This is a genomic window from Pseudonocardia halophobica (genome assembly GCF_027922425.1).
GTDB classification, from domain to species: Bacteria; Actinomycetota; Actinomycetes; order Mycobacteriales; family Pseudonocardiaceae; genus Pseudonocardia; species Pseudonocardia halophobica.
Map to the genome: position 1 here is coordinate 134,422 of NZ_BSFQ01000008.1, position 14,675 is coordinate 149,096.

The following is a 14,675-nucleotide window of genomic DNA, read 5'->3' on the forward strand; positions in this document are numbered from 1 at the left end:
AGTGCGAGCCGCGGGTGTGGTAGCACCACTCCTGTCCCGCGGTGCGCGCGTCAATAGCGTTCTGACCAGGCCGGAAGGGGTCCGGCAACCATCCGAGAGGGACAGACGATGAACGCCAGGATCGCACGTACCATCGGCACGCTGGCCGCCGCCGGGGGCCTGCTCCTGGGCCTGAGCGCCTGCAGCATGTCGGTCTCCAGCGACGACGTGAAGTCCGAGATCACCCGCGTGGTGCAGGAGCAGCTGCAGACCGCGCCGAACTCGGTCGACTGCCCCGCGGGCCTCGACGCGACCGTGGGGGCCACGCTGACCTGCCACGTCGTGATCCCGCAGCGCAGCTTCGACGTCGTCGCCAAGGTGACCGCGGTCGAGGGCAGCGACGTCAAGTTCGACATCAACGAGGTGTAGCCGCCGGTCGCCGCGGCTAGCGTGCGGTCCATGCAGGGTGTGTGGACCGCGCAGCAGATCCGCGAGGCCGAGGAGGTGCTCCTCGACCGGCTGCCGGACGGGGTGCTGATGCGCCGAGCGGCCCACGGGCTCGCCCTCGGCGTCCGCCGGTTCCTCGGGGAGCGACACGGGCGGACGACCGGCCGGCGCGTGACGTTGCTGGTGGGGGCCGGCAACAACGGCGGCGACGCGCTGTGGGCGGGGGCCGAGCTGCGGCGCGCCGGGCTGGCCGTCACCGCAGTCCTGCTGGCCCCGGACCGCGCCCATGCCGCCGGGCTCGCCGCGTTCCGAAGGGCGCGCGGCCGGGTGCTCGTGGGGGAGGACCCGGGGGCGTCGGCGGCGGTGACCGGCGCAGACGTCGTCGTCGACGGGATCGTGGGGATCTCCGGCAAGGGCGCGCTGCGCGAACCCGCCGGGGCGCTGGTCGAGGCCGCGGGGGCGGCTGGGGTGCCGATCGTCGCGGTCGACCTGCCCAGCGGCGTCGACGCGGACACCGGCACGACCGACGGGGCCGCGGTCGACGCGGCCCTGACCGTGACCTTCGGGGCGCTCAAGCCCGTGCACGTGCTCGCGCGGCCACGATGTGGGGACATCGTGCTCGTCGACATCGGGCTCGGGCCGAACCTGCCCGAGCCGCACGCGTGGGTCCTCGAGGCCGCCGACGTCGGCGAACACTGGCCGATCCCGGGCCCGACGGACGACAAGTACACGCAGGGCGTGGTCGGGGTCGCCGCCGGCTCGGCCACCTACCCGGGCGCCGCCGTCCTGGCGACCGGGTCCGCCGTGCTCGCGACCAGCGGCATGGTGCGGTTCGCGGGCAGCGCGGCCGACGTCGTCCGCTCGCACTGGCCCGAGGTCGTCGGCACGGACGACCTCGCGCAGGCCGGGCGCACGCAGGCCTGGTCGGTCGGCCCCGGCATCGGCACCGACGCGGCGGGGTACGACCTGCTGTCCGGCGTCCTCGACCGGGACGTCCCGACCTGTATCGACGCAGACGGCATCACCCTGCTCTCCGAGCACGAGGACCTGCGTCGGGCGGTGCACGGCCGGACGGTCGTGGTCACGCCGCACGCCGGCGAGTTCGTCCGGATCGCGGGCGAGGTCGGGCCGGACCGGATCGGCGCCGCCCGCCAGGCCGCGGTCGAGCTCGGCGTGACCGTGCTGCTCAAGGGCAATGCGACGGTGGTCGCCGACCCCGACGGACGTGCGCTGGTCAACCCCTCCGACGACGCCTGGGCCGCCACCGCCGGGTCGGGCGACGTCCTCACCGGACTGGTCGGCGCGCTGCTCGCCGCGGGACTCGACCCCTGGTGGGCCGCGGGCTGCGCCGCCCACGTCCACACCCGCGCCGCCACCCTCGCCGCCGAGCGGGCGGGCGGGGAGCCGGCGGTCCCCGCCCCCGCCTCCACCCTCCAGGCCGCCATCCCCGCCGCCATCCGGGAGGTGCGGGAGGCGGCGCTGGGGGTGTGAGGGCTGCCGCTCGTCGTGATCGGCGGTGGGGTGTGGAGGGGGTTGTGGGACTGCCGGGGCTGGTCGGTGGCGGCGGTCTCAGGGATGCCGTGAGCGCACCCGACCGATGATCAGCGCCCTCATGATCGCCGATCCCGTGTGTGGAGGGCTGTGCGCGCAGCCGTGAGTGCACCGGCTCGCTGATCTTGGCGCCGGTCGGGCTTCCGGCGACTGCCGGCGCATCGACTCGGGCCCGGCGGCACATCGCTCGAGTTCGTGGCGCGGGCTGTCGACGGGTGCCTGGGTGGGCGAGTCGGGCTGCTCGGCGATCACGGGCTCGGGAGTGCCGTACCTGCACGGAACCGGCGATCGGCCCTTGCATGATCACCGGTTCCGTGCGGAGAGGGCTCTGGTGGCTGCCGTGGGTGCACGGGCTTGGTGATCTTCCGCGATCTTGGGGTGTCTGGTTCTGCTGCCTCGCCTGCGACCTCGGAAGCGTCGGCGATTCGCTCGGACCGGCTCGCTGAGCTCGAGGCCTCTCCCGGACAGGCTCAGCCCGGGAAGTCGGAGGCCGACCGCGCCGCCGCTCACCGCCCGCACACCCGCTCGGACGTCGCACACCCCGTCGACGGGGTGTGGCGCGCGCCGCGGGTGTGTCACGAGGACCGGAACGGTGTGCGAGGACCCGAAGGATGTGTGGGCGGGATCCCTTGTCCCCCTTCACCGCCGTGATCGATACAGCTCCTGTCGGGGGCGGATGTCAGAATGCGGGCGTGTCCTCGCTCCCCGGAACGGCCCAGCCCGCCGGAACGGCCCAGCCCACCAGAGCGGCCCAGCCGTCCGGAACACCGCGCGCCGAGGCGGTGGTCGATCTCGGGGCGATCCGGCAGAACGTCGCGCTGCTGTCGGGGTCGGCGCGTGAGTCGGGTGCGCAGACCATGGCCGTGGTCAAGGCCGACGGGTACGGGCACGGCGCGGTCGAGGTCGGACGGGCCGCGCTGGCCGCCGGCGCCACCTGGCTCGGGGTGTGCACGATCGAGGAGGCCCTGGAGCTGCGCGAGGCCGGCATCACCGCGCCCGTGCTGTCCTGGCTGCACCTGCCGGACGATGACTTCGCGCCCGCGATCGCGGCGGACGTCGACCTCTCCGTCTCCTCGGTGCGGCACCTCGCCGGCGTGCTCGACGGCGCCCGCCGCACCGGCCGCCCGGCCCGGCTGCACCTCAAGATCGACACCGGGCTGTCCCGGAACGGCTGCCAGCCCGGCGACTGGCCCGAGCTGCTCGACGCGGTGGAGAAGGCGGGCGACGAGGCCGAGGTCGTCGCCGTGTGGTCGCACCTCGCGCACGCCGACCAGCCGCACCACCCGGTGATCGACACCCAGCTCGCGCGGCTGAACGCGGCGTGGGAGCAGGCCCGCCGGCGCGGGTTCGCCCCGCTGCGGCACCTCGCCAACTCCGCGGCCACGCTCACCCGCCCCGACCTGCACCTCGACATCGTCCGGCCCGGCATCGCGGTGTACGGGCTGGATCCGCTGGACCGGCCCGTCGAGGCATCGCCGCTGCGCCCGGCCATGGAGTTCCGGGCGCGGGTCGCGCTGGTCAAGCGGGTGCCGGCCGGCGAGGGCGTGTCGTACGGGCACGAGTGGACGACCCCGCACGACACCACGCTCGCCCTGGTGCCGGTGGGCTACGCCGACGGCGTCCCGCGGCGGCTCAACGCCCGCGGACGGATGCGCGTGCGCCTGGCGGGCGAGGTCCGCCCGGTCGTCGGCCGGGTCTGCATGGACCAGGTCGTGGTCGACTGCGGCGAGGACGAGGTCCACGAGGGCGACACCGCGGTCCTCTTCGGCGCCGGGGACGGCGGCGGGCCCACCGCCCAGGACTGGGCCACCGAGCTGGGCACGATCCACTACGAGATCGCGACGGGCGTGCACGGGGCCCGGGTCCGGCGGACGCACCTGGGCGCGGGGGAGTGAGCGTGGCCGGCCGGAAGCTGTGGCAGGCGCTCGGCGTCGCGGGCGGTGTCGTCGGGGCGGCGGGCGCCGCCGTCGGCGTCGGGGTGGCGAGCCACAAGCGGCACGAGATCGCCAAGGAGCGCCGCCGCCTCGCCGGCGAGCTCGACTCGGGGGGCCGGCAGCCGGGTGCGGAACCGGCGCCGACGTCGTCGTCGGTCATGACCGAGGACGGCATCCGGCTGGCCTGCGAGGAGCTGCCCTCGCGCACCGGTGAGCCGCTGCTCACGGTGGTCCTGGTACACGGGTTCGCCCTCGACCGCCGCACCTGGCACTTCCAGCGGGAGGCGTTCCCGCTGATGGCGGACCCGTCCGTGCGCACCGTGCTCTACGACCAGCGCAGCCACGGCCGCTCCGAGCGCGCGCCGCAGCAGAGCTGCACGATCGACCGGCTCGGCCACGACCTGGACTCGGTCATCCGCGCGCTGGCGCCGGAGGGCCCGCTGGTGCTGATCGGGCACTCGATGGGCGGGATGACGCTGATGGCCCTCGCCGAGCAGCAGCCCGAGCTGTTCGAGGAGCGGGTGCTGGGCGTGGGGTTCGTGGCGACGTCGGCGGGCGAGATGGGCAGCGCGGGCCTGCCGGGCACCCTGCTCTCCCGGCACAACCCGGTGACCCGCGGGCTCGGCGCGCTGGCCCGGGTGCAGCCGCGCGTCGTCGAGGGCGCGCGCAAGGCCCTGGGCGACATCGTGTGGGGCTTCACCCGGCGCTACGCGTTCGGCGACCGCCGCGTCGACCCGGCGCTGGTCGACCTGGTCGACACCATGATCAGCGCCAACGCGCTCGACGCGCTCACCGACTTCGCCGACACCCTCGGCACGCACGACCGGTTGGCGGCGCTGCCCGCGCTCGCCGGCTGCGACGTGCTGATCGTCGCCGGCACGAAGGACCAGGTGATCCCGTTCTCGCACGGCGAGCGGATCGCGGCCGAACTGCCGAAGGCCGAGCTGCTGGAGCTGGAGGGCGTCGGGCACCTGCCGCTGCTGGAGCGGCACGAGGAGGTCCAGGAGGCCCTGGAGGGACTGGTTCGGCGGGCGGCCTCGCGGGCCCCGCGCCGGCGCAGGTGGAGGCGAGCATGACGTGGGACGAGCCGGTCGAGCTCCCGGAGCCGGCCGACACCGAGGCGTACGGCGAGGAGCTGGGCCGTCAGCTGGGCGCCGGCGATCTCGTGGTGCTGTCCGGGCCGCTCGGTGCGGGCAAGACGGCGCTGGTCCGGGGCCTGGCGCGTGGGTTGCGGGTGGCCGGTCCGGTCACGTCGCCGACGTTCGTGATCGCCCGGGAGCACCGGCCGATGCCGGACGGGCCGGGCGTGCCGCTCGTGCACGTCGACGCCTACCGGCTCGGCGCGGTGGCCTCGGTCGCCGCGGAGCTCGACGACCTGGACCTCGACACCGACCTCACCGAGGCCGTCGTGGCGGTGGAGTGGGGCGAGGGCGTGGCCGAGCGCCTGGCGGAGAAGCACGTCCTGGTCCACCTCGAGCGGCGGGAGGACGACGTCCGGGTCGCGCGGGCGGAGCGGGTCGGGTCGTGAGTGGCATCGAGGCGGTCCTCTTCGACTGGGGCGGCACGCTCACGCCCTGGCGCACCATGGACTTCCACGCCGGCTGGCGGGCCTACACCGAGGTCCTGCACGCCGACGAGCCCGAGCGGGCCCGTGAGGTCGCGACCGCCCTGGCCGAGGCCGACACCGCCCGCTGGGCCGCGGTGCAGGACGGGGCCCGGGCCTTCCACCTCGCCGAGGTGCTGGCCGACGCCGCCGTCGACGAGCGTTCCGAGCTGCACGGCGCCGCGCTCGAGGCGTACCGGGAGTTCTGGGTGCAGGCCACGCACACCGACCCCGAGGCCGCGCCGATGCTGGAGGAGCTGCGGGGGCGCGAGCTGCGGCTCGGCGTGCTGTCCTCCACGATGTGGCCCGGCGAGTGGCACGAGGACTGGCTGCGCCGGGACCGGGTGCTGCACCTGTTCGACGGCGTGACCTGGAGCAGCGACCTGGAGTACACCAAGCCGCACCCCGAGGCCTTCCGCGCCGCGATGGCCGCCGTCGGGGTCGCGGACCCGGCCCGCTGCGTCTACGTCGGCGACCGCCCGTACGACGACATCAGCGGCGCCAAGAACGTCGGCATGCGGGCGGTACTGGTCCCGCACAGCGACATCCCGGTGGCCCAGCGGGTGCCGGTCGACGTCGAGCCCGACGGCGTGATCCAGCGCCTCGCGGAGCTGCCCGGCCTGCTCCGGGACTGGTAGGCCCACCGCGTCCGCGGGTGACGATCACGGCGGCGCGGACGAGCCCCCTGCTGACGGGAGGGGGAACCGGTGACGGCGGCCGCGCTGTGGGCCGGCACCGACCCCTTGCCGTCCCTGTCTCCTCCTGTCCTCGGTGAACGGGACGGAACGGTCGGGGCCCGCGCCGGCACGGCGATGGCAGCGCGGCGACGCCCGGCGCCAGCGCCGTGACAGCGCCGGCGCGCAGGCTCGGCCGCGAACCGAGGAGGAGACCGATGAGCCCGACCCCCGACCCGTTCCCGCCGCTCCCGCCCGCCCCGCCGCACCCGGCGGGGCGCCCCTGCCCGCACCTGTGCACCCCGGACTGCACCGCCGACCCGGACGAGACGGGCCCAGGCCGGCCCGAGGACGGCTGCTGAGAACGACGCTCGTAGGCTCGGTGACGTGCTCGTGCTGGCCCTGGACACCGCCACGCCCGCCGTCACCGCCGGTGTCGTGCGGCTGACCGACGGCCCCGGCGCGCGCGTCGCCGAGCTCGGCGTGCGCGTCGCGCACGACGCCCGCAAGCACGGCGAGCTGCTCATGCCCGGCGTGCAGGGCGCCTGCGCCGACGCCGGGATCCGGCTGCGCGACGTGGAGGCGATCGTCGTCGGCGCCGGTCCGGGGCCCTTCACCGGCCTGCGGGTCGGCATGGTCACCGCCGCCTCGCTGGGCGACGCACTCGGTGTCCCGGTGCACGGGGTCTGTTCGCTCGACGCGATCGCCCAGGCCGTGGTGCTGCCCGGGAAGCTCACCGGGAACCTGCTGGTCGCCACGGACGCGCGGCGCCGCGAGGTGTACTGGGCGGCGTACGAGGCCGAGGGCGCGCGGCTGACCGGCCCGACCGTCGAGGGCCCCGACTCGGTGGCCGAGCGGCTCGACGGGCTGCACCTGGTCGCCGCGGCCGGCACGATGGCCGACCGGTTCGGGCTGCCCGTGCGCGAGCCGGCGAGCCCGACGCCCGCGGGCCTGGTCGCCGCGGCCGCCCCGGCCCTGGACTCCGGCCGCGATCCCGGCCCGCTCGAGCCCCTCTACCTGCGCCGACCCGACGCCGTCCCGCCCGGGGAGCGGAAGAAGGTGCACACGTGAGCGGCACCGGCACCGTGACGATCGGCCCCCTCTACCGGGCCGACGCGCCGCGCTGCGCCGAGCTGGAGAAGATCCTCTTCCCGGGCGACGACCCGTGGAGCGCCCAGTCCTTCCGCGACGAGGTCTCCCGCGGCCTGCCGTACTTCGCCGCCCGGCTCGACGGCGAGCTCGTCGGCTACGCCGGGCTCGGCGTCACCGCCGGGCCGCCGCAGGCCGAGGCCGAGGTGCACACCATCGGGGTCGACCCGGCCCACCGGGGCCGCGGCATCGGCCGCCGGCTCCTCGACGCGCTGCTGCAGGTCGCCGACGAGCTGCACGCGACGGTGTTCCTCGAGGTCCGGACGGACAACGAGCCCGCCATCGGGCTCTACGAGAAGACCGGGTTCGCCGTCGTCGGGCTGCGGAAGCGGTACTACCGGCCCAGCGGGGCCGACGCCTACACGATGAAGAGGGACCCCCGGTGACGATCGTTCTCGGAATCGAGACCTCCTGCGACGAGACCGGCGTGGGGATCGTCCGGATGTCCGACGCGGGGGTCGCCGAGCTGCTGGCCAACGAGATCGCGTCGAGCGTCGAGGAGCACGCCCGGTTCGGCGGCGTCGTCCCCGAGGTGGCGTCCCGGGCGCACCTGCAGGCGATGGTCCCGGCCGTGCACAGGGCGCTGGAGACGGCCGGGCTGAAAGGCCCGGACGTCGACGCCGTGGCCGTCACCGCAGGTCCCGGGCTCGCCGGGGCGCTGCTCGTCGGGGTCGCGGCGGCGAAGGCCTACGCGGCGGCGTGGGAGGTCCCGCTCTACGGGGTGAACCACCTGGCCGCGCACGTCGCCGTCGACACCGTGCAGCACGGGCCGCTGCCGCCCGCGCTCGCGCTGCTCGTCTCCGGCGGGCACTCCAGCCTGCTCGCGGTGCCGGACCTCGCCGGGCCGGTCACCCCGCTCGGCGCCACGATCGACGACGCCGCCGGCGAGGCCTTCGACAAGGTCGCCCGGCTGCTCGGGCTGCCCTTCCCCGGCGGCCCGTGGATCGACAAGGCCGCGCGCGACGGCGACCCGGCCGCGATCCACTTCCCCCGCGGGCTCACCGGACCGCGGGACGCGAAGTACGACTTCTCGTTCTCCGGGCTCAAGACCGCCGTGGCCCGGCACGTCGAGGCGCTGGAGCGGGCGGGGACGCCGATCCCGGTCGCGGACGTCGCCGCGTCGTTCCAGGAGGCGGTGACGGACGTCCTCACGATGAAGACCGTCAAGGCCGCGCAGGAGTACGGCATGGACACCGTGCTGCTCGGCGGCGGGGTGGCGGCGAACTCGCGGCTGCGGGAGATGGCCGCGGAGCGCTGCACCGCGGCGGGCCTGCGGCTGCGCGTCCCGCGCCCGGTGCTCTGCACCGACAACGGGGCGATGGTCGCCGCGCTCGGCGCTCACCTCGCCCACACCGGCGCCACCCCCTCCGAGCTGGGCCTGCCCGCGAACTCGAGCCTGCAGGTCACCGAGGTCCTCGTCCCCTGACCCGCGAGTGGGCACTCCCGGTCCACCGAGCGTGCGATCCCGGGAGCGCCCGGAATGTGCGACTCGCCGACCCGGAAGTGCCGACTCGCGGGATCAGACGCCGAAGGTGCGGGCCAACCCCTCCTGGCCCGCGTCCGTCACCGTGACGGCGCGGTCCTTCGGCGCGCGTCGCACCCAGTCCAGCTCGACGAGCCGGGCCAGGATCCCGGCGCCCGCGGCGCCGGACAGGTGGTGGGCCTGCTCGGTCCAGTCGACGCAGTAGCGGATCGTGCGGCGGCCGGGGGCGAGGCGGACGCCGAAGTCGTCGAGCCAGGTGTCGCCGTCGGCGGTGAAGCGGTAGTCGACGTCCTGCCCGAACCCGACGGGCGGATCGGCGGGATCGCGGTGCCCGTCGCCGCCGGTGAGCAGGCCGGCGTCGACCAGGTGCCGCATGATCCCGACGCCCAGCTCGCCGGCGAGGTGGTCGTAGCAGGTCCGGGCCCGGCGCAGGGCCCGGGCGCGGGTGCCCTCGCGCAGCGAGGTGACCGGCCGGGGCGGCGCCAGCGCGACCATCGCCTCGAGCAGCCGCCCGACGTGCGGGCCCGCGAGCCGGTAGAAGCGGTGCCGGCCGTGCGTCTCCACGGTGACGAGCCCGCCCTCGCGCAGCTTGCCCAGATGGCTGCTCGCGGTCGCGGCGCTCACCCCGGCCTCCGCGGCGAGCCGGCTCGCGGGCAGGGCGCGGCCGTCGTCCAGGGCGAGCAGGATGCGGCAGCGGCGCTCGTCGCCGAGCAGCGCGCCGACCGCGGCGATGTCGGCGTCTCCGGGCATGCTCCGAGGCTAGGGCCGGGACGGTTCGACGGCCGTCGAAGCGACCCGTGCCTAGCGTCGACGGCATGTCGACGAGCCTGCGAACCGGACCGTGGACCCTCGTCGCCGCGTCGCTCGGCTTCGGCGTGGTGCAGCTGGACGTGACCGCCGTGAACGTCGCGGTGGAGCCCATCGGGCGGGCCCTCGGCGGGGGTGTCGCCGGCGGGCAGTGGGTGGTCGACGCCTACACCGTCACCTTCGCCGCGCTGATCCTGACGGCCGGCGCGCTCGGGGACCGGCTCGGCGCCCGACGGCTGTTCGCCGGCGGGTTCGTGCTGTTCACGCTGGCATCGGTGGCCTGCGGGATGGCGCCGGGGCTGGGCACGCTGATCGCGGCGCGGGCCGTGCAGGGCATCGGCGCGGCGGTGCTGGTGCCCTGCTCGTTGGCCCTGGTCGCGCACGCCCATCCGGCGCCGGCCGCCCGTGCCCGGGCCGTCGGGATCTGGGCGGCGGGGGCGAGCGTCGCGCTGTCCGCGGGCCCGCTGCTGGGCGGCCTGCTCGTCCAGGTCGCCGGCTGGCGGACGTTGTTCCTCATCAACGTGCCGCTGGGGATCGCCGGGCTGCTGCTCACCGCGCGCCGGGTACGGGAGACGCCCGCCTCCGGCGCCCGGGGCGTGGACCTGTCCGGCCAGGCCGCCGCCGCGACCGCCCTGGCGGCGCTGGCCGGCGCGACGATCCTCGGCGGCGCCGCCGGGTTCGCGGCCCCTGCGGTGCTCTGCCTGTACGGGCTCGCCGTCCTCGCCGGAATCGCGTTCGTCGTGGTCGAGACCCGCACCCCCGCGCCGATGCTGCCGCCTGCGCTGTTCCGTCGGCCGGTGTTCGCGGCGGCCTCGGCGATGGGGCTGCTGGTCAACGTCGCGTTCTACGGGCTGATCTTCGTGATCGGGCTGTACCTGCAGCAGGTCCTCGGCCGGTCGCCGCTGGTCACGGGCCTCGCCTTCGCCCCGACGACGGTCGCGGTGGGCTTCGCCAACCTGCTCGCCGCCCGCCTCGGCGGTCCGCACCGGACGATCGTCGTCGGTTCGGCGCTGCTCGCCGCCGGCTGCCTGACGGTGATCGCGACGGACGCGGTCGTGGTCGGGCTGGCGGTCGCCGGGTTCGGGCTCGGGCTCGTCGTCCCCGCGATGACCGCCGCGCTGCTCGGCAGCGTCGAGCCGGCGCGGTCGGGCGTCGCGGCGGGCACCCTCAACACGGCCCGGCAGGCCGGCAGCGTCCTGGGCGTGGGGCTGTTCGGCGCGCTCGCGGCCCGTGGTCTCCACACCGGCCTGCACGCCGCCCTGCTGATCTCGGTGGCGATCGCCGTGGCCGTCGCCGGGCTGGCCCTCCCCCTCCGCCCGAAGATCTCCGACGGTCGTCCGCCGCGGGTCAGGAGCTCACGTGGGAGAGCAGTCGCAGCTCGTCGTCGGTCAGCTGCAGGGTGAGCATCGGCAGCAGGTTCTGCAGCTGCTCCACCGTGCGGGCCGACGCGATCGGCGCGGCGACCGTGTCCTGTGCGGCCAGCCAGGCCAGCGCGACGGCCGGGACCGGGACCTCGTATCCGGCGGCGATCTCGTCGAGCACCGCGAGCACCGCCCGCCCCCGCGGGTCCTCGAGATACGCCGAGGCGCCCTCGGCCCGCACGCTGTCGACCCGCTCGCCGCGGTACTTGCCGGTGAGGAAGCCCTTGGCCAGCGCGTAGTACGGCAGGCAGGCGATCCCCTCGGAGCGCAGCAGGTCCTGCAGCGATGACTCGAACCCGGCGCGCTCCATGAGGTTGTAGTGCGGCTGCAGCGCGGCGTAGCGCACCAGCCCGTCCCGGTCGGAGATCTCCAGCGCCGACCGCAGCCGCGCGGCGGAGAAGTTCGAGGCCCCGACCTGGCGGACCTTGCCCTCCTCGACCAGCGCGTCGAAGGCGTCGAGCGTCTCCTCCTGCACGGTGTCCGGGTCGTCCTTGTGCGCGTAGTAGAGGTCGATGCGGTCGGTGCGGAGCCGGCGCAGCGAGTCCTCGCAGGCGGCCTTGATGTTCTCCCCGCCCAGGCCCGCGCGCTGCGGCAGCGAGCCCACCTTCGTCGCGACCACCATCGCGTCCCGGTTCCCGCGCGCGGCCATCCAGTTCCCGATGATCGTCTCGGATTCGCCGCCGCTGTTGCCGGGAACCCGGAACATGTACGAGTCCGCGGTGTCGACGAACGTGCCGCCCGCCTCGGCGAACGCGTCGAGCACCGCGAACGAGGCGTCCGCGTCGGCGGTCCAGCCGAAGACGTTGGCCCCCAGACAGAGGGGCGAGACCTCGAGTTCTCCCACAGTCGGCATGGATCCGGAGCCTACGACCGCGATCGGGTGGCGGGCCCGTTGAACGGCTGGCACTCTCGTGGGTAGAGTGCCAACCGCACAGTTCAGGTCGGGTCGCCCCGGCACCCGCGACGGCGGGGCCCCTGGTCGGCTGTCGGTGGACAGTACTACGGACAGTTCGTGAGTCACCCCAGGAAAGGGGAGGTCATCGTGGCGAACATCAAGCCGCTCGAGGACAAGATCGTCGTCCAGGCCAGCGAGGCCGAGACCACCACGGCCTCCGGCATCGTCATCCCGGACACCGCCAAGGAGAAGCCGCAGGAGGGCAAGGTCCTCGCCGTCGGGCCGGGCCGGATCGACGACAACGGCAACCGCGTGCCGCTCGACGTGGCCGTGGGCGACGTCGTCATCTACTCGAAGTACGGCGGCACCGAGGTCAAGTACAACGGCGAGGAGTACCTGATCCTCTCCGCCCGCGACGTGCTCGCGGTCGTCAACTGACGATCCCCGCGTGAGTGATCCGCCCCGGCGGCGCAGCGCCGGAAGGCCTGGGCGCCGGGGCGGTTCCTTCTCCTGACCCAGAACGAGAGGCTCTGATGCCGAAGCAGATCAGCTTCGACGAGGACACGCGGCGCGCGCTCGAGCGGGGTGTCAACCAGCTCGCCGACGCCGTGAAGGTGACGCTCGGCCCCCGCGGCCGCCACGTCGTCATCGACAAGAAGTTCGGTGGTCCGACCGTCACCAACGACGGCGTGACCATCGCCCGCGAGATCGACCTCGAGGACCCGTACGAGAACCTCGGGGCGCAGCTCGCCAAGACCGTCGCCACCAAGACGAACGACGTCGCGGGCGACGGCACCACCACCGCCACCGTGCTCGCCCAGGCACTGGTCCGCGAGGGCCTGCGCAACGTGGCCGCCGGCGCCAACCCGACCGCCCTCGGCCGCGGCATCGCCGCCGCCGCGGACCGGGTCTCGGAGTGGCTGCTGCAGAAGGCCATCCCGGTCAACGGCGCCGAGCACATCGCGCAGGTCGGCACCATCGCCTCCCGCGAGGAGGAGATCGGCCGGCTGATCGCCGACGCCATCGGCTCCGTCGGCAACGACGGCGTGATCACGGTCGAGGAGGGCTCCACGCTCGCCACCGAGCTGGAGATCACCGAGGGCCTGCAGTTCGACAAGGGCTACCTGTCGCCGTACTTCGTCACCGACGCGGAGAGCATGGAGGCCGTCCTCGAGGACACCTACATCCTCCTGCACCGGGACAAGATCAGCTCCATCCAGGACCTGCTCCCGCTGCTGGAGAAGGTGCTGGGCGAGGGCAAGCCCCTGCTGATCATCGCCGAGGACGTCGAGGGCGAGGCCCTGTCGACCCTGGTCGTCAACTCGATCCGCAAGACCGTCAAGGTCGCCGCGGTCAAGTCGCCGTTCTTCGGCGACCGCCGCAAGGCCTTCATGGACGACCTCGCCACCGCCACCGGCGGCACGGTCATCAACCCGGAGGTCGGGCTCAAGCTGTCCGAGGCCGGGCTGGACCTGCTGGGCCGGGCCCGCCGGGTCGTCGTCAGCAAGGACGCCACGACGATCGTCGAGGGCGCCGGCAAGGCGGACGACATCCAGGGCCGGATCGCCCAGATCAAGGGCGAGATCGAGACCACCGACTCCGACTGGGACCGCGAGAAGCTGCAGGAGCGGCTGGCCAAGCTGTCCGGTGGCGTCGCGGTCATCAAGGCCGGTGCGGCCACCGAGACCGCCCTCAAGGAGCGCAAGCACCGTATCGAGGACGCCGTCTCCGCGACCCGCGCCGCGGTCGAGGAGGGCATCGTCCCCGGTGGTGGCTCGGCGCTGGTGCAGGCCGCCGCCGCGCTCGAGGAGCTCACGCTCGCGGGCGACGAGGCCACCGGTGTCGCCATCGTCCGGCGCGCGCTGACCGCCCCGCTCTACTGGATCGCCGCCAACGGCGGCGTCGAGGGCGCGGTCGTCACCGCCAAGGTCGCCGAGCAGGAGTGGGGCCAGGGCTTCAACGCCGCCACGCTGTCCTACTCGGACCTGCTGGCCGACGGCGTCGTCGACCCGGTCAAGGTCACGCGCAACGCCGTGGTCAACGCCGCGTCGATCGCGCGCATGGTGCTCACCACCGAGAGCGCCGTGGTCGACAAGCCCGAGGACGCCCCGCCGGCCCCGGCCGCGGCCGGGCACGGGCACGGGCACTGATCGGGTGCTGACCCGGTAGTACCGCAGACGAAGGGCGGGTGGCCTCGACGGCCACCCGCCCTTCGGCGTTCTCCGGCGCTCCGACGGGCCGTCGGCCTCAGGCCGGCTGCACGCCCTTCCGGCCGTCGATCCGGAGCCTGCGGTCGCGGCCGCGGATGATCGCCTCCCGCTCGTGCTCGGACAGGCCGCCCCACACGCCGTAGGGCTCCTGGACCTCCAGCGCGTGCCGCCGGCACATCTCCAGTACCGGGCACGCCGCGCAGATCTCCTTGGCCCGCCGCTCGCGGTTCGTCCGCGCCGGGCCGCGCTCGCCCTCGGGATGGAAGAAGAACGAGCTGTCCATCCCGCGGCACGCGCCCTGCATCTGCCAGTCCCAGACCTCGGAGACCGGCCCCGGGAGCCGCCTGATGTCCGCCACCGTCATCACCCACCCGTTCGAAGCGAAGAGTCGTTGCTCGGCAACGAGGTGCCCAGCATAGAAACGCGCCAAACCTTGTTCAAGAGGCCGGTTCGGGGAACCGTGTCGCGGTTGCCCCGCCGGGGGAGAGCCCCGACCATGAGCGGGTGACCACGCAGCCGGTT

Annotated in this window: 16 protein-coding genes; 13 read left to right on the top strand and 3 right to left on the bottom strand. The window is 74.7% G+C overall.

All coding sequences use genetic code 11. From position 1 onward, the window contains the following. Positions 1-108: 108 nt before the first annotated feature. The 10 genes from PKE99_RS12485 (at position 109) to tsaD (ending at position 8,763) form a co-directional block, all read left to right on the top strand. Entirely contained in the window at positions 109-408 is a 300-nt protein-coding gene (locus PKE99_RS12485) for a DUF4333 domain-containing protein (RefSeq protein WP_051737494.1), read from the top strand. Positions 409-438: 30 nt separating this feature from the next. Further along, entirely contained in the window at positions 439-1,917 is a 1,479-nt protein-coding gene (locus tag PKE99_RS12490) for a bifunctional ADP-dependent NAD(P)H-hydrate dehydratase/NAD(P)H-hydrate epimerase (protein WP_037046588.1), read from the top strand. Positions 1,918-2,669: 752 nt separating this feature from the next. Continuing rightward, positions 2,670-3,872: an alanine racemase gene (gene alr / locus PKE99_RS12495; RefSeq protein ID WP_425566515.1), complete on the top strand. Its 1,203-nt coding sequence runs from the start codon at positions 2,670-2,672 to the stop codon at positions 3,870-3,872. Between the two features lie 2 nt (positions 3,873-3,874). Beyond that, a complete protein-coding gene (locus PKE99_RS12500) occupies positions 3,875-4,987 on the top strand; it encodes an alpha/beta fold hydrolase (protein WP_051737495.1) in 1,113 nt (370 codons plus the stop codon). Beyond that, positions 4,984-5,439, top strand: coding sequence for a tRNA (adenosine(37)-N6)-threonylcarbamoyltransferase complex ATPase subunit type 1 TsaE (tsaE, locus tag PKE99_RS12505; RefSeq protein WP_037046214.1), 456 nt, complete (start codon positions 4,984-4,986; stop codon positions 5,437-5,439). Before PKE99_RS12500 ends, tsaE begins: the two co-directional genes overlap by 4 nt. Then, complete coding sequence (locus PKE99_RS12510) at positions 5,436-6,152, top strand: HAD family hydrolase (protein ID WP_231498219.1); 717 nt, start codon at positions 5,436-5,438, stop codon at positions 6,150-6,152. The genes tsaE and PKE99_RS12510 overlap by 4 nt, the downstream gene beginning before the upstream one ends. Before the next feature lie 254 nt (positions 6,153-6,406). Beyond that, entirely contained in the window at positions 6,407-6,550 is a 144-nt protein-coding gene (locus PKE99_RS12515; RefSeq protein ID WP_156067635.1) for a hypothetical protein, read from the top strand. A 25-nt stretch (positions 6,551-6,575) separates the two neighbouring features. Then, positions 6,576-7,259: a tRNA (adenosine(37)-N6)-threonylcarbamoyltransferase complex dimerization subunit type 1 TsaB gene (tsaB, locus tag PKE99_RS12520; RefSeq protein ID WP_037046216.1), complete on the top strand. Its 684-nt coding sequence runs from the start codon at positions 6,576-6,578 to the stop codon at positions 7,257-7,259. Between the two features lie 14 nt (positions 7,260-7,273). After that, entirely contained in the window at positions 7,274-7,723 is a 450-nt protein-coding gene (rimI, locus tag PKE99_RS12525) for a ribosomal protein S18-alanine N-acetyltransferase (protein ID WP_037046594.1), read from the top strand. Positions 7,724-7,779: 56 nt separating this feature from the next. After that, entirely contained in the window at positions 7,780-8,763 is a 984-nt protein-coding gene (tsaD, locus tag PKE99_RS12530; RefSeq protein WP_231498230.1) for a tRNA (adenosine(37)-N6)-threonylcarbamoyltransferase complex transferase subunit TsaD, read from the top strand. A 93-nt stretch (positions 8,764-8,856) separates the two neighbouring features. Here the strand turns inward: tsaD and PKE99_RS12535 are convergent, their stop codons facing one another. Next, entirely contained in the window at positions 8,857-9,570 is a 714-nt protein-coding gene (locus tag PKE99_RS12535; protein ID WP_037046219.1) for an ArsR/SmtB family transcription factor, read from the bottom strand. Between the two features lie 65 nt (positions 9,571-9,635). On the opposite strand from PKE99_RS12535, the gene PKE99_RS12540 reads away from it, so the two are divergent. Next, positions 9,636-11,030 (top strand): MFS transporter, encoded by a 1,395-nt coding sequence (locus tag PKE99_RS12540; RefSeq protein WP_063739766.1) that lies wholly within the window; start codon positions 9,636-9,638, stop codon positions 11,028-11,030. Here the strand turns inward: PKE99_RS12540 and PKE99_RS12545 are convergent. Further along, positions 10,975-11,901, bottom strand: a complete 927-nt coding sequence (locus PKE99_RS12545) for an aldo/keto reductase (protein ID WP_037046221.1) — start codon at positions 11,899-11,901, stop codon at positions 10,975-10,977. The two genes, PKE99_RS12540 and PKE99_RS12545, sit on opposite strands and share 56 nt — an antisense overlap. Before the next feature lie 186 nt (positions 11,902-12,087). On the opposite strand from PKE99_RS12545, the gene groES reads away from it, so the two are divergent. Beyond that, on the top strand, positions 12,088-12,381 hold the full coding sequence (groES, locus tag PKE99_RS12550; RefSeq protein ID WP_093077482.1) for a co-chaperone GroES: 294 nt from the start codon (positions 12,088-12,090) through the stop codon (positions 12,379-12,381). Between the two features lie 95 nt (positions 12,382-12,476). Continuing rightward, positions 12,477-14,093: a chaperonin GroEL gene (gene groL / locus PKE99_RS12555; protein ID WP_037046225.1), complete on the top strand. Its 1,617-nt coding sequence runs from the start codon at positions 12,477-12,479 to the stop codon at positions 14,091-14,093. A 97-nt stretch (positions 14,094-14,190) separates the two neighbouring features. Here the strand turns inward: groL and PKE99_RS12560 are convergent, their stop codons facing one another. Then, complete coding sequence (locus PKE99_RS12560; protein WP_037046597.1) at positions 14,191-14,511, bottom strand: WhiB family transcriptional regulator; 321 nt, start codon at positions 14,509-14,511, stop codon at positions 14,191-14,193. Positions 14,512-14,675: the final 164 nt, after the last annotated feature.

Bases quoted from the DNA above. Each gene is read 5' to 3' on its own strand.
- PKE99_RS12485 (WP_051737494.1), top strand. From the start codon at position 109: ATGAACGCCAGGATCGCACGTACCATCGGCACGCTGGCCGCCGCCGGG.
- PKE99_RS12490 (WP_037046588.1), top strand. From the start codon at position 439: ATGCAGGGTGTGTGGACCGCGCAGCAGATCCGCGAGGCCGAGGAGGTG.
- tsaE (WP_037046214.1), top strand. From the start codon at position 4,984: ATGACGTGGGACGAGCCGGTCGAGCTCCCGGAGCCGGCCGACACCGAG.
- PKE99_RS12515 (WP_156067635.1), top strand. From the start codon at position 6,407: ATGAGCCCGACCCCCGACCCGTTCCCGCCGCTCCCGCCCGCCCCGCCG.
- tsaD (WP_231498230.1), top strand. From the start codon at position 7,780: ATGTCCGACGCGGGGGTCGCCGAGCTGCTGGCCAACGAGATCGCGTCG.
- PKE99_RS12535 (WP_037046219.1), bottom strand. From the start codon at position 9,570: ATGCCCGGAGACGCCGACATCGCCGCGGTCGGCGCGCTGCTCGGCGAC.
- PKE99_RS12540 (WP_063739766.1), top strand. From the start codon at position 9,636: ATGTCGACGAGCCTGCGAACCGGACCGTGGACCCTCGTCGCCGCGTCG.
- PKE99_RS12545 (WP_037046221.1), bottom strand. From the start codon at position 11,901: ATGCCGACTGTGGGAGAACTCGAGGTCTCGCCCCTCTGTCTGGGGGCC.
- groL (WP_037046225.1), top strand. From the start codon at position 12,477: ATGCCGAAGCAGATCAGCTTCGACGAGGACACGCGGCGCGCGCTCGAG.